Genomic DNA, 13,897 nt, shown 5'->3' with positions numbered 1-13,897 from the left:
TCATGTGTGCCCCAATCGGTGTCCATAGACGGAATCACCCTGGTTGGGTAAGAGGGACTTTTTCTGGGTATTTATACTTAAAGGAAGTCTCTTTTTTTGCGCATTCGCACATATCAATCAATATTCTCTAACAAAACGCGTAAGCTATAGAGGATTTCAAGTGGGAAGGCAGAATTCTGTATATATCCGGGCAAGCTGGATGATAACAGGTGACAGGCATGATACAAAATAATCAAAAGGCGATGGTGATGTTGTCCATGGATATGCAGTATCGAATTGAAAAAGATTTTCTGGGGGAAAAACAGCTTCCTGTAGAAGCCTATTACGGCATTAATACGGTTAGGGCGGTAGAGAACTTTCCGATCAGCGGGGTACCCATTCATGCAGAATTGATTTCTGCACTGGGCGAGGTTAAGAAAGCCGCGGCGCTGGCGAACATGGAGCTTGGCCTGCTGCCGAAAAAGATAGGCAGTGCCATTATAGAGGCGGCAGACGAGATCATCGCGGGCAATCTCCGTTCCGAATTCATTGTCGATTCCATCCAGGGCGGAGCAGGCACTTCGATCAATATGAATATGAATGAGGTCTTGGCGAACCGAGCGCTGGAGATTTTGGGAAAACAGAAGGCCGAGTATTTCTACTGCAATCCTAATAATCATGTCAATATGTCGCAATCCACGAACGATGCCATTCCGACGGCGATCCGCATTGCGTCTTACCGTCTGACTCAGGATCTGCTTGAGGTGTTCCGGACCTTGGTTGCCGGCATTCAGGAGAAGGCCAAGGAATTTGACGATGTCATCAAGATGGGGCGCACGCATCTGCAGGATGCGGTACCGATTCGACTCGGACAAGAGTTCGGGGCTTATGCCAATGTTCTAACGCGTGACATCAATCGCATCGAGCGGGCGGCGCAAGGTTTGTTAGTCGTTAATATGGGGGCGACGGCCGTAGGTACGGGGCTTAATGCAACGCCTGACTATATGCACAGCGTTGTTCAGCATTTGATTGAGCAGACAGGCTTCTCCTTGAAGCAAGCCGAAGATTTGGTCGATGCCACCCAGAACACCGATGCGTATATGGAATTGTCGGCTGCGCTCAAAGTGTGTGCCGTGAACTTCTCGAAAATGTGCAACGATATCCGCTTGATGGCTTCCGGCCCGAGAGCGGGCTTGAACGAATTGAACGTACCGGCGAGACAACCGGGTTCGTCGATTATGCCGGGCAAGGTCAATCCGGTGATGGCCGAGGTCATGAACCAGGTGTCGTTTCAAGTTATCGGCAATGACCATACGATCAGTTTGGCATGCGAAGCCGGGCAATTCGAACTTAACGTCATGGTTCCGGTCGCAGCGAACAACTTGATGCATTCCCTCAAAATTCTGAAGAACGGCATGGATGTGTTCTACAAGAATCTGATGGTCGATCTTACAGCGAATAAGGAACGCTGCAAGTACTTCGTGGATAACAGCTACGGCATTATTACGGCATTGAACCCGCATCTGGGTTATGACGTAGCCTCCAGACTCGTGAAGGAAGCCCAGAAGACAGGCCAAAGCATCAGGGAGATTATTCTGGAGCAGGGTCTTTTGACAGAGGAACAGATCCAGGTCATCCTGGACCCTTACCATATGACATCCCCAGGCATTGCCGGAGAAGAGTTCCTGCTGAACCAATAAGGTGTACCCTTGTTTTATCGATACAAAGAGCCGACTAAGATGTAGATCTTGGTCGGCTTTTTTTGCGTTGTCGGTTATCTCGAATTGATGACATAGATAAGGCTTGTGAAACCGTTTGAATCCGGTCGCAAGATGTTACCGGCAGGATAAGGGTGGTGTGTTGGTATTATGGATTGTTGAGTGCGGCTATAAGGGAGGCGATGACGTTCTTCTCGGGATCATCCAGCCCCTTATTCGATTGCCATTGTTCGAGCTCTTGTTTCACCTGTGAAACATCCTGGTAACCAAGATGGTAAGCAATACTGGAAATGACACTTTGCCTGTTAGCATCGTCACTCAAATCAGCGAGTGCTTGAACCACGCCTTCCGTGTCTTGGGTAAATAATTCTCCTGCGATGGCGGCATATTGCTCGGCAGAGGCGCCGTCGAGATTTGTTGTTGCCAGGAACAGGCTTCTGTAATGCTCGGGTTTGATAAGGGAGCGGTGGGTATACAGCAGCTCAAGAGTCGCCAATGTTTTGCCATTACTCAGGCGGTTATATTCTGTCCAGTCTATGCCTTCCAATTGAGCAAGCATGTTCGTGACTTTATCCTCGGTACTCATGTCCTCCTCTTTATATAATGAAAATACGTTCTCCGCCGGACTGTTGTGGTCAATCACTGCAGTTGTCGCAGGTTCGGATGATGAAGTCGGCGCTTCAGCTTGATTGCTCGAGCAGGCTGTTACCAGAAATAGAACGGCCATGAGGAACAGGTAAGCAATATTGGGTTTGAACATGGATTCTCATCTCCTTTACATCCTAAACGGATATTTCCTGTAAAGAGTTACATAACGGGAGAAGAATAAAAGAATATGTTCCCAAAGTTCTGCTTATCCCGTATATATTCATAAATGTTAAGATGAAGGCTGCCAGTTCACTTTCTATTAAGTTTACCGGCAGGCTCCATCTGCCGATAAAAGTGATAGAATAAACGTTAGGTTACATTAAAGTGGCAGTATGATAAAAAGGGGTATGTGATTTTGGATAATCAATGTGGTGAAATAACTGATCTGGAGATCATTCAGCAAACTAAGCAGCAGTGTATAGACAAGGGGATGGACCCGGAGCTTGTTCCAACACATACGAATCGATTGAATGATGAGGTATTGGCCGCAAGGCGTGCAAAATATAAAGAGTACATTGAAGTGATACAAGTTTTCGTGAATAAGTTCCTTTCCTCCGGATCAGGAAACCCTGTCGTGATTACAATTACGGATAACGAGGGATTCATTCTTGATATGGAAGGGGACCCGACCATTATAGAAACAGCCCGGTATTTGGGTATTGCCGAAGGCAACGGCTATTCCCAAGTAGACGGTCCGAGCTCAATTGATCTGTGTCTCCGGTACGAACGGCCATTTACGTTGATAGGAGAGGACCATTTTCATCATATTCTTCATCGCATGGCATGTTATTCGGCTCCCTTTCACGGCGAGGATGGGAAGGCGATTATAGGAACGATCTCTCTAATGACGAACAGGGAGTTTGTTCACCCGCATTTGCATGCCTTGCTGTGCACGATGGCCGATTCCCTGGAACGGGAGATGGTTACCCGCAAACAGAACACGCAGTTGCAAACCCTGAATCAGGTGCTCCTCGGAACGAATCATTATGGCGTAATCATTACCGATGCAACGGGTCAAATTATGGAGATGAACGAAACCAGCTTAAGCCTGCTGTGCCCGGACGGCAGCGACCGAAACCGAGCTCAATATGTGGGTCGATCGGTCTTCGGAATTAAGCCGATTGGCGAGTTTTATGAGCGGGTGATACACCGGCAGCAAATCTGCATCGGAGAAGAGCTTTCGCTTGAGATTTCTGGAAACATGAATCACTATATACTTGATGTTCAGCCTGCTTATGACCGTGAGGGACAGCTCATGCGGGTGGTAGGTTTTCTTCGTGATATTACAGAGCTGAAGCGGACGGAGGAAGTGCTGCGGAATACGGAAAAGCTGGTATTTGCCGGTCAGGTTGCCGTAAGCATCGCTCATGAAGTGCGCAATCCTCTCACCACAGTGAAGGGAATGCTCCAGTTAGCGAATAAGGACGCCTGCCTTCGGCACTATGACCTGATTATGTCCGAGCTGGAGCGGGCTAATCTGATGGTAGGGGAATTTATGATTCTGGGAAAGCCCCAGGCTGCGGTTTTTAAGCTAGAGGACTGCGGTGAAATTCTGACAGAGGTGCTCCACTTGTTTGCCATTCAGGCGGAGCTTAGCGGGATCGACATGACCCAATGCATCGGGCAGCATGCAACGATTCTATGTGACCGGAATCAGATTAAGCAGGTATTTCTTAATATTCTGAAGAATGCGATGGAAGCCTTGCCGCATGGCGGGAACATTCACATTCATCTGGATGTGCAGGAAGGATATCAACGCGTGATTTTTACGGATAACGGCTCCGGCATGACGGATGACGTGCTTCAGCGGATTGGGGAGCCTTTTCATACGACCAAGCCGGACGGCAATGGCCTTGGTATTATGATTGTCCACCGGATCATGGAGAGCCACAATGGCCGGATTGTCATCCGGAGCGAGGAAGAGCGGGGAACATCGGTCGAAATAAGTCTGCCGATCTCGTAATATGTCGATACTTAGATAGGTATATCTTGTTGTGATATTGTGCTAAATTATTTAAAGGGTTTTTATAGCCACACTACGAGATTAACATCTAAAGGAGGACTTATTTTTTGGATTGGCAGGACATCCTATTTAAATTTGTCGGCGGCTTGGGCATTTTTCTGTTTGGCATCAAGTATATGTCGGACGGTCTGCAGAAGTCAGCAGGAGACAAAATGCGCGGGTTGCTGGAGAGATACACATCCAACCCGGTACTGGGCGTGTTGGTCGGTGTCGGGGTCACGATACTGATTCAATCCTCATCGGGAACGACCGTGATGGCGATCGGACTGGTTAATGCGGGGCTGATGACACTAAGACAAGCCATAGGCGTCATTATGGGGGCCAATATCGGCACGACGATGACTGCATTTATCGTGGGGATTAAAATCGAAGAATATGCACTGCCCATTATTGCGGTAGGGGCGTTCTTTTTATTTTTCTTTAACAAGAAAAGATTCCAATATATCGGCCAGGTGGTCTTTGGCTTTGGTACCCTTTTTCTGGGGCTATCCACCATGGGCAGTGGCGTGAAGCCGCTCAGTGAGCTTCCAGCCTTTACTGACTTCATGATCCAGTTGAAGGATCAGCCTCTCCTGGCGCTCGTTGTAGGTACTATATTCACGATGGTTGTCCAGAGCTCAAGCGCTACCATCGGCATATTGCAGACCATTGCAGACGAAGGAATGATCAACCTGAAAGGTTCGTTACCGATCTTGTTTGGCGATAACATCGGGACAACCATTACCGCAGTGCTCGCCTCGATCGGCGCAACGGTCGCAGCGAAGCGCACGGCTCTGGTTCACGTTATCTTTAACGTCATCGGTGCCATTATCTTTATGATTCTGTTGATTCCGGTGCATTCCCTTGTGTTATGGCTGGGCGAAGGCGTCAATATCCGTATGCAAATTGCGTACGCTCACGGCATCTTCAATACAACCAATGCCCTGATCTTCCTGCCATTAATTCCGGCTTTGGCATGGATCGTAACCAAGGTTATTCCTGGCAAGATGCAGGAGTTTGAATTTAAGGCGATTTATCTGGATGAACGTTTGCTGGCCACACCGGCGGTTGCTTTTGGACAAGCACAGCATGAAATCTTGCGCATGGGGCAGTATGCCCGGGAGACTCTCAATGATGCGTCTACTTTCTTTTTCAGCAGGGAATCCCGGGTGGGGGAACTCGCCCTGCAGAAGGAAGAGCTTATTAACGAATTGAATCGAAAAATCACGGATTATATGGTGAAAATCCAGCAGCAGAACGGGTTGCCGGAAGGCGAGTCCGAAAAAGCCTCCGGTTGGTTCCAACTGGTGAACGATATTGAGCGGATCGGCGATCACGCGGAAAATATCGTGGAGCTATCCGAATTCAGCATCAATAAAAAGGTTGAGTTCTCAGAGGAAGCCGGGCGCGAGTTGAAGGAAATGCTGTCCTTAGCCGACAAGGCGGTGGAACGGGCGCTGGCTGCGTTGGAGCATAATGACGTGGCCGCAGCTCAAGAGGTGCTGGACTATGAGCGGCAATTGGACGAGATGGAGGTCAGGTTCCGCAAGAGTCATATCCAGCGGTTGAACCAGAATCTGTGCACAGGAAACTCCGGAGCGGTCTATCTGGATATTCTGAGCAATTTGGAACGTGTCGGAGACCACAGTAAGAATATTGCTCAATTCGTCATGCACGAGGAGTAGGCTTAACAGAAATGGACTCCATAGAAACAGCGCTGGCCAGGCCAGTCCCTTGAACCTCAGGGACAGGCGCGGCAGCGCTGTTTTTGTACGATGGATTGCTCAATCATTATTCCCAGTAACGGGACACGATGTCCGTAGCCCATTCGGGCTGCTTGGTCTTTGTCTTCGGCAAAAATTCCTCCATGACAGGCTTGATATCAACGACGGGAGTCCCGTCTATGGCATCCAGCCCTTTCACGAAAACGGATCTGCCCTCTCTGCTTACCAACTCCACCATGGTGGCTCCTAGCTTGTTGGGGCGGTTTTTGCCCCGCTGGGCGAAGATACCGACCTTGGGAAAGCTCGGATTATTTCGCGGATGTCTCGCCGCGTACTGAATGCTGTCGTCCTGGACGAGATGGAATACATAGATGATTTCAAGGTGGCTGAACGTTTCAATCCCATCCAGGGAGCATTCATCCCATTCTTTGCCCAGCCTGATCTCTGAGATAACATCCCCCCAGTAATCATCCTGAATCGCCTTTCTTTCGTTATGGATCGTTCCGATCGCCTGTATCGTATACATGCTGTTTCCTCCTTCAGGTTTATCGTTCCTTTATATAAACTTCTGGTGTTTTACCGATCACCGCTTTAAAATCCCGGATAAAATGCGACTGGTCATAATAACCCATGTCCATGGCCAGCTCCAGCACATCCTGATGATCAAGGCCTTCAAGCATCTCGGCGACATTCTGCAGTCGGTACAGGCGAATCACCCATTTAGGGTTTACCCCGACGTATTGCTTGAACAGGCGCTGAAGTGATCTCGGGCTCATCTGGAACCATTCGCAAACCTGCTCGACCCGAATGATGTCCCGGTTGTGATGAATCCGATCAATGATGGTATGAATCCGTTCGATCTGTTCATCTTCTTCGGGAAGAACGCGGCGAATAAGCTCCTCCATGTACCTAACCTTTTGCTCCGGTTCCTCTGCGGTCAATAGCTGCTGCTCCAGCGTATAGGGCTCGGCTTGGAGAATCTCCATGGTCCCTATGGAGGAATCCGTCAAACGGTCCATGGACGTGTTCACGAACGGATAGAATCCGCCGGGTCTGAACTTGATTCCGAATACTTGTCCAATGCCCTCCAGATGGTGGGAATGCCTGGTGCTGGATACGCCATAAAAAGCGGTTCGATGGGGCTGAACCACCAAGTTGGAGCAAGGATTAGGAACAACATCCTGCAGATAAGGCTCCTGATCGGTTAAATCCCAATGAATGATCCAGTAATGCTTGATGAAATAGGAAAGGTCCTTGGATGGGGGAACTCGCAGGAGCTGGAACTTCTCTCCGGCTCTGTTCATGTTCAAAATGCCGAGGCTGGACTGATGAGGATGCTGAATCATGGATACATAAACACCTCCGATAATCCGTAACAGGCCAGGATCGATGGACCACTTGGCCCTCACACGGGACTTGTGCTTGAAGTGATTCTGCAGGTTGCAGCCTGTCGCATTTTTACAATACTTGGATCTCAGCTTCTTGATAACATCATCATATCACAGGAGGACAAGCCGGTCTTACTGCGTATTTCATGGATGGTAGGAGGAAACTAAAATGGAGCCGTTACATTATGAGTTTTATATCGGTGCTTCGCCGGAGAAGGTATGGGATGTCTTAACTTTGCCGGAGGGAACTCGGGCCACCTTTTTCGGGAGCGAGCTGAGATCTTCATTTGAAATCGGGGAGCCTTACGCTTATGTGGGTCCGGGGAATGACGGAGAGGAGACGGTTCATGTCTATGGGAAGATTCTGGCTTATGAGCCGCAGAAGAGACTGAGTCTGTCCGAACATCCGGGTCCGTCGTATTACGCGAATCATGAGGAGCTGGAGTCTCGGATTACGTTCACCCTCGAGCCGGTAGGGAATTGTACCAAGCTGACGCTCGTCAATGATCAATACACGCCGGATCATCCGTCCCGCGCCAAGGCGGCGGACAGCTGGTGGATGGTCATGAGCATTCTGAAGACCTATGCGGAGACGGGGGAGACCCTGGATCTGGGCTGGTAGCCTCATGGTGAATAATCGGCATATGGTCGATCGCATCCAAGCATGCCCGGACCGCGCACCGTGCGCATGATTTATGGATTCGTTATATATTAAAGAAAGCCTATTAAAGAGCCGTAATGGCTCTTTTTTTGTAGGGAATTATAGGTGGCAGGCAGCAGGGGTGGAATTGAAAAGTAATGAATCCCGCTGGCCAATTTCACTTGCCAAATATTCGATAGCGGGTATGATTTAGGTATCCATGCCGGCTTGCCGATAAGCGGCTTCTCGGCAATGGGAAAGATGGGAGTGAAGGAGATATGACGGAGCGGAGGCAACTCCCTGTCCAGCAAATTCGTATCGGTATTATCGGAACCCAGACGATCGTTGATAAAATCATGAAGGTCATTGAAACCTTTCCTTCCTTTGACCCCGTGCCGCTTGTTTTTCAGGATGATGACGAAGCGCCGGCACTGGCTGAGCGGATCGGAGGCGAGGTTGAGGTATTGTTCCTCTCGGATCCGCTGTCCCAGCGCAAGGTGAAGGAGCTCGGACAGGTCACAATCCCTGTGCATTATGTCCCCGTCACGGACGCGGGTTTATATAAAGCGCTGTTCCATGCCGGGCAGCGGGGAGGACTGGCTGGTGGCATATCGGTGGATACTTTAACCGAGACGATGGTGGTCCGGACGATAAGGGATCTGGGTATCCCGGCTGTACAAGCTGTTATTTACGATGGACCGGCTTATGCCCCGAAGAGGAATCTGATTGATTTTCACCGTCTTCAATATGAATCCGGCGGTTGCTCTGCTGCGTTCACGGGCGTAGAATCGGTGGCCCATGAACTGACGAGGCTTGGGGTCCCTAATGAATGGCTGCTGCCTTCCGATCAGGATATCGTGGTATCGCTCGAGCGGGCTTTGCTGTCCACGGCATCCCGCCGTAGCCGGGAAGGCCAGATCGTGGTCGGGATGATTAATATAGACGATTTCGGAACCCAGGCGTTAAGACGGAATAATGAGCACGAGGTGCAGAAGCTGAAGCTGGATATTCACCGGATGGTGCTCGATTATGTGGAATCGCTGGATGGCTATCTGACCCATCTGGGCGGTGACGAGTATCTGTTCTTCACGACGCGCGGCATCTTTGAACGGGAAACCGGAGGTTACAAAACGATTCCCTTGGCTAAAGACGTGAACAAAACCTATGGTATTTCGCTCAGCATCGGCATGGGATTCGGCCAGTCGGCCAGCATGGCGGGAACCAATGCGCGCATCGCGATGCGGAAATCCAAGGAGGTTGGCGGTAACGCCTGCTTTATTGTCCGGGAGGATGGAACGCTGATAGGACCGCTGGAGATGGCCGACCCTGTGCAGGAGGTGCTGTCCTTTACAGATGCAGAGCTGATCAAGCGGGCAGAGGACGCGGGTATGACGAGTGCCTATTTGAGCAAGCTGCTGAACCAGCGTGCCCGTTCGGGTAAATATGAATACAAGGTCCACGAGCTCGCTCACCTGCTGGACATTACCGTCCGCAGTGCACATCGGCTGCTCCAGCTGTGGACCGACAACGACTTGGTCGAGATTGCCGGAATCGAGAAGGTGCCGAGGGGGAGACCAAGGCAGATTTTCAGATTTACGTTTTTGGAATAGAGCTGTGAAATTGCTTTGGAACGGGCGCCCCTTTCGTTACGCGACGAAAGGAGGCGCTTTTTCTGCGCTGTTTTGAACGAAAAAGGCAAGATAGTGCCATATCGACATGGCGAATACGTTCCAGGTTCCACAATGCGGGGATATAAAGTGACTTTTTAAGGTATTCCGCGAAATGACAGGCTATCTGCCGGGAGAGTTCCGGAAAAGCAGCAGGCCAGATTGAACCTACCGGTGTGCATTGACATTGACGTTCGTACTTACCGTGTGCGGCGAAGCGATGCATGGAGAGGGCAAAGGTTTCTCGGAGCAAAGGCCCCGCCTTGATAAATTTCTTTAGCGCGCCCGCAACCTTCCAGATGATGGAACCGTTAGTAGATAAAACGGAAAATATTTATCTTCAGGGGGTTGAAGTATGAGAAAGCGGGGTTCATGGATTGCTGCTTTGATGCTTATCGTATTGCTGGTCGGCGGCTGCTCTTCGGGTTATCAAGACAAAAGCGCTGGAGGTGCCGCGGCCGTCGAATCGCAAGAAACAAGGGCGGATCAAGCCTCAATCAAAACAGATGGAGGTGAGGCGGAAGCCAAAAACGAAATGGCGGTGACGAGCAAGAAGAGCGTCGAGGAGCCGGCATCGGCGGATGCCGAGCTTCCGAATATGCCATCGTCTGCCCAGGCTTCCGGCGCAGGGTTTAATACGCAGGATTTATCAGCCGGGCTCAACAAAAAGCTGATGTACAAAGCGAATATCGTGATGGAGATTCAGGACTATGGAAAAGCGCAGTCGGAAGTCCGGAACACAGTGACGCTTTCTGGCGGTTATATTGTTAATTTCAGCGAAACCCAGTCCAGCAACGAAAAAGGCGGCACGTTTATTGTGAAAGTTCCTGCAAACGATTTCTCCTCCTTTTTAAACCGTTTGGAGAACATTGCGCATGAAAACCTGCAGCGAAGCATCGAAGGGCAGGACGTGACTGAGGAATACGTCGATTTGGAATCCAGGCTCAAGGCCAAGCAAATCATGGAGGAGCAGTACGTCGCCTTCATGAAAAAAGCGACCAAAACGGCCGACCTTGTCGCTTTTGCCAACGAGCTGGAGCGCATCCAATCGGAAATCGAGCAGATGAAAGGCCGAATGCGTTACATTGACCAAAACGTGTCTTATTCCACGGTAGAAATCAGGCTTTACGAGACGCCACAAAAAAAGGATGATCCCAAAACGTCCGCCATTCAGGCACCGCTCGGGCAGCGGATTTCCCAAGCTTTTCAGGGCAGCATCGACGTGATCACCATCATCGTCCAATGGATTATCGTCATCCTTTCCGGCTCGCTTCCCGTATTGTTCATCGCGGTCTTCGTTCTGCTCATCCTATGGCTGGCGCGAAGATCGGGGCAGCGGAAACGGGAAGAGGTAGTCCGTAAACGAAAGCTGCTCAATAACGGGCCGGCATCTGAGCAAGGGCATCCGGAAGACCAAAAGGACGAGGAAAAACGAATGAAAGACGAATAACGGCAGGAGCAGACCCGGATGCATCAAAAGACGCACATAAAATCCAGAGGAAGGCCAAGGCAAATCTTCAGATTTATGTTTCTGGAATAAAGTATCATATTTGTACTATAATGGAAGTCGAGGTGATTGTGATGAATAAAACGAAGGTCAAATTTACTCGCGTTGAGAAAATCGTCATCTTCACGATGCTGGGGCTGGCAGCCTCCTTTATCATTGCCTTTCTCGTGCTTCGACACATCGTGCTGAACGTTTCGTTTGCTCCCTGAGATCAGGGGGCTTTTTTTAAGAGATAAGAAAGTATAAACATTCGAGGCTTAGCATCCTTATCTCGCAAGAAAAACTTCCTCTAAACGCGGTCTGTCTACTGAGAAAGTACGTGGATAGACGTTTCTCTTATGCTGTCATGAAGATGGTTGCAGCTCGACCGCCGGGGGGTGAAAGTCCCCGTTTCCCGGAAGCAAATCTGCGAGTATAATGGCACATCGCTGCCTATTTAAAGACAATTTAAAGATTTGTCTTTATATCAAGCGAGGCCGTATGATGAGGATGAATCATCAATCGGAGGAGGAGATTGTTCATGTTAACCGTTGCAGAATTAGAAGCGAAGCTGGCTGAGCCTTCAGCACAGCTTGTTGCCGACCTGGCGTCTTTGGAGGGGGATATCCTTGTGCTGGGTGTCGGCGGGAAGATGGGTCCCAGCCTTGCAAGGCTGGCAGCGAATGCCGTACGTGAAGGCGGTGGTGGCAAACGGATCATCGGCGTATCCCGGTTCTCGAACCAAGAGGCCAGACGCGAGCTGGAGGAGGCGGGCGTCCAAACGATTTCGTGCGACCTGCTGAACGATGGGGAGCTGCAGCAGCTGCCCGAGACTCCTAATGTGATCTATATGGCGGGCAATAAATTCGGCACGACCGGTCGTGAATATTTTACTTGGGCGATGAATTCGTATTTGCCGGGCCGGGTGGCCGAGAAATTCAAGCAATCTCGCATGGTGGTGTTCTCGTCAGGAAATGTGTATCCGTTCTCACCGGTGGGCAGCGGCGGAGTCAACGAATCGGTAGCGCCGGAGCCGGTCGGAGAGTATGCGCAGTCCTGTCTCGGCAGAGAGCGCGTCTTTGAATATTTCTCTCACCAGAATGGTACGCCGATGGCGATCTACCGCCTGAATTATGCTATCGACATGCGTTACGGCGTTCTGCATGAGTTGGCCAGATCGATCCACGAGGACCGGCCGATTCACCTGGCGATGGGGTATGCGAATATCATATGGCAAGGGGATGCCAACGAGATGGCGCTCCGTTCGCTCCTGCACTGCAGCTCGCCTCCTGAAATCATCAACATTACGGGACCGGAGACGATGTCGATCCGCTGGGCGGCACAGGAATTGGCGGTACGGATGGGCAAGGAAGTGACCTTTACGGGTACGGAATCCGAGACTGCACTCCTGAACAATGCTGCGAAATCCCACCAGCTGTTCGGTTATCCGAAGGTGTCTCTGCTGCAGATGCTCGACTGGACCGCAGCATGGGTACAATCCGGCGGCGAGAGCTGGAATAAGCCGACTCACTTCCAAGAGAGAAAGGGGAAATTCTAATGAGCGGACAGGTTCCTACAACTCAACGTTTGGCCCCCGAGAAGCTTAAAGCTCTGCATGAAGGGCTCGTTATACCGGCTCACCCGCTGGCATTGGATGAGAATCGGAAGCTGGACGAACGACGCCAGCGGGCATTAACGCGTTATTATGCGGCATCCGGTGCAGGCGGTATTGCGGTCGGCGTTCATTCGACTCAATTCGAAATCCGCGACAAGGGCATCGACTTGTATGAACCCGTGTTGCGACTTGCGGCAGAAGAGGTTCGCAGGGCGGAGCTCGATCGGCCGTTCATGATGGTGGCCGGTGTCTGCGGCCCCACGGAGCAGGCTGTGGAGGAAACAGAGATTGCCCGCAAGCTTGGCTATGACGCCGTCCTTCTCAGCATGGGCGGTTTAAGCGGCTGGAGCGAAGAAGACATTCTAAAGCGCACGGAGGAGATTGCACAGAGGATGCCGGTGATCGGTTTCTATCTTCAACCGTCGGTTGGCGGTAATATCTTCTCCTTCGATTTCTGGCGGACTTTCGCCGAAATTCCGAATATCGTGGCGATCAAGATGGCTCCCTTCAACCGCTACCAGACGATGGACGTCGTTCGTGCCGTCTGTTATTCGAGCCGTAGAGATGATATTGCGCTGTACACGGGGAACGACGATAACATCGTCAATGATTTGCTGACGACGTATCAATTCCAGGTGGACGGGACGCTGGTCACCAAGCCTATCGTCGGCGGTCTGCTTGGTCACTGGGCAGTCTGGACGAAGAAAGCGGTGGAGCTGCTGGAAGAGATCAAGGAGACACGCAAGCAGGATCGATTCGCGAAGGAATGGCTGACACGCAACGTGGAAATTACCGACTCCAATGCAGCCTTCTTCGATCCTACACATCAGTTTGCAGGCTGTATTCCAGGTATCCATGAGGTGCTCCGCAGGCAGGGACTGCTGCAAGGCATATGGTGCCTGAATCCGCATGAGACGCTGTCTCCCGGCCAATCCGAAGAGATTGACAGAGTCTACCGGGATTATCCGCATTTGAACGATGACGATTTTATTCAAGAGCACTTGGAAAGATGGCTGGCGGACTGATACAA

The 13,897-nt window shown here is 50.7% G+C and carries 12 protein-coding genes; 9 read left to right on the top strand and 3 right to left on the bottom strand.

Annotated elements, in window-relative coordinates:
- Positions 1 to 218 precede the first annotated feature (218 nt).
- Positions 219 to 1,679, top strand: coding sequence for an aspartate ammonia-lyase (gene aspA, locus AB4124_RS07035; protein ID WP_235613212.1), 1,461 nt, complete (start codon positions 219 to 221; stop codon positions 1,677 to 1,679).
- A gap of 166 nt (positions 1,680 to 1,845) precedes the next feature.
- On the opposite strand, the gene AB4124_RS07030 is transcribed toward aspA, so the two are convergent.
- Positions 1,846 to 2,457 (bottom strand): hypothetical protein, encoded by a 612-nt coding sequence (locus tag AB4124_RS07030; protein WP_441971984.1) that lies wholly within the window; start codon positions 2,455 to 2,457, stop codon positions 1,846 to 1,848.
- 237 nt (positions 2,458 to 2,694) lie between these two features.
- Here AB4124_RS07030 and AB4124_RS07025 point away from each other — a divergent pair, with 237 nt between their 5' ends.
- Both AB4124_RS07025 and AB4124_RS07020 read left to right on the top strand, forming a co-directional pair.
- Complete coding sequence (locus AB4124_RS07025; protein WP_441971982.1) at positions 2,695 to 4,308, top strand: ATP-binding protein; 1,614 nt, start codon at positions 2,695 to 2,697, stop codon at positions 4,306 to 4,308.
- Between the two features lie 107 nt (positions 4,309 to 4,415).
- Positions 4,416 to 6,032 carry a Na/Pi cotransporter family protein gene (locus AB4124_RS07020; protein ID WP_422759635.1) on the top strand — a complete coding sequence of 539 codons (1,617 nt, stop codon included), beginning with the start codon at positions 4,416 to 4,418 and terminating at the stop codon, positions 6,030 to 6,032.
- A gap of 106 nt (positions 6,033 to 6,138) precedes the next feature.
- Here the strand turns inward: AB4124_RS07020 and AB4124_RS07015 are convergent, their stop codons facing one another.
- Both AB4124_RS07015 and AB4124_RS07010 read right to left on the bottom strand, forming a co-directional pair.
- Positions 6,139 to 6,597 carry an SAM-dependent methyltransferase gene (locus AB4124_RS07015; RefSeq protein WP_441971980.1) on the bottom strand — a complete coding sequence of 153 codons (459 nt, stop codon included), beginning with the start codon at positions 6,595 to 6,597 and terminating at the stop codon, positions 6,139 to 6,141.
- 19 nt (positions 6,598 to 6,616) lie between these two features.
- Positions 6,617 to 7,417 (bottom strand): AraC family transcriptional regulator, encoded by an 801-nt coding sequence (locus AB4124_RS07010; protein ID WP_441971978.1) that lies wholly within the window; start codon positions 7,415 to 7,417, stop codon positions 6,617 to 6,619.
- Between the two features lie 211 nt (positions 7,418 to 7,628).
- On the opposite strand from AB4124_RS07010, the gene AB4124_RS07005 reads away from it, so the two are divergent.
- The 6 genes from AB4124_RS07005 to AB4124_RS06980 all read left to right on the top strand — a co-directional run bounded on the left by AB4124_RS07005 (position 7,629) and on the right by AB4124_RS06980 (position 13,892).
- Positions 7,629 to 8,081 (top strand): SRPBCC family protein, encoded by a 453-nt coding sequence (locus AB4124_RS07005; protein WP_430110527.1) that lies wholly within the window; start codon positions 7,629 to 7,631, stop codon positions 8,079 to 8,081.
- A gap of 296 nt (positions 8,082 to 8,377) precedes the next feature.
- Complete coding sequence (locus tag AB4124_RS07000; RefSeq protein WP_430110530.1) at positions 8,378 to 9,709, top strand: hypothetical protein; 1,332 nt, start codon at positions 8,378 to 8,380, stop codon at positions 9,707 to 9,709.
- Positions 9,710 to 10,121: 412 nt separating this feature from the next.
- Positions 10,122 to 11,216 carry a DUF4349 domain-containing protein gene (locus AB4124_RS06995; RefSeq protein WP_441971975.1) on the top strand — a complete coding sequence of 365 codons (1,095 nt, stop codon included), beginning with the start codon at positions 10,122 to 10,124 and terminating at the stop codon, positions 11,214 to 11,216.
- Between the two features lie 131 nt (positions 11,217 to 11,347).
- A complete protein-coding gene (locus tag AB4124_RS06990) occupies positions 11,348 to 11,482 on the top strand; it encodes a hypothetical protein (protein ID WP_256720511.1) in 135 nt (44 codons plus the stop codon).
- A gap of 311 nt (positions 11,483 to 11,793) precedes the next feature.
- Positions 11,794 to 12,810 (top strand): NAD-dependent epimerase/dehydratase family protein, encoded by a 1,017-nt coding sequence (locus AB4124_RS06985; protein ID WP_441971973.1) that lies wholly within the window; start codon positions 11,794 to 11,796, stop codon positions 12,808 to 12,810.
- Complete coding sequence (locus tag AB4124_RS06980; protein WP_441971971.1) at positions 12,810 to 13,892, top strand: dihydrodipicolinate synthase family protein; 1,083 nt, start codon at positions 12,810 to 12,812, stop codon at positions 13,890 to 13,892. Before AB4124_RS06985 ends, AB4124_RS06980 begins: the two co-directional genes overlap by 1 nt.
- The last annotated feature ends 5 nt before the right edge of the window (positions 13,893 to 13,897 follow it).

It is taken from the genome of Paenibacillus sp. 2KB_20 (genome assembly GCF_052115765.1).
Classification (GTDB): domain Bacteria; phylum Bacillota; class Bacilli; order Paenibacillales; family Paenibacillaceae; genus Paenibacillus_AQ.
The sequence above is the reverse complement of the archived record's forward strand: the minus strand, read 5'-3'. Positions and strand labels throughout refer to the sequence as shown.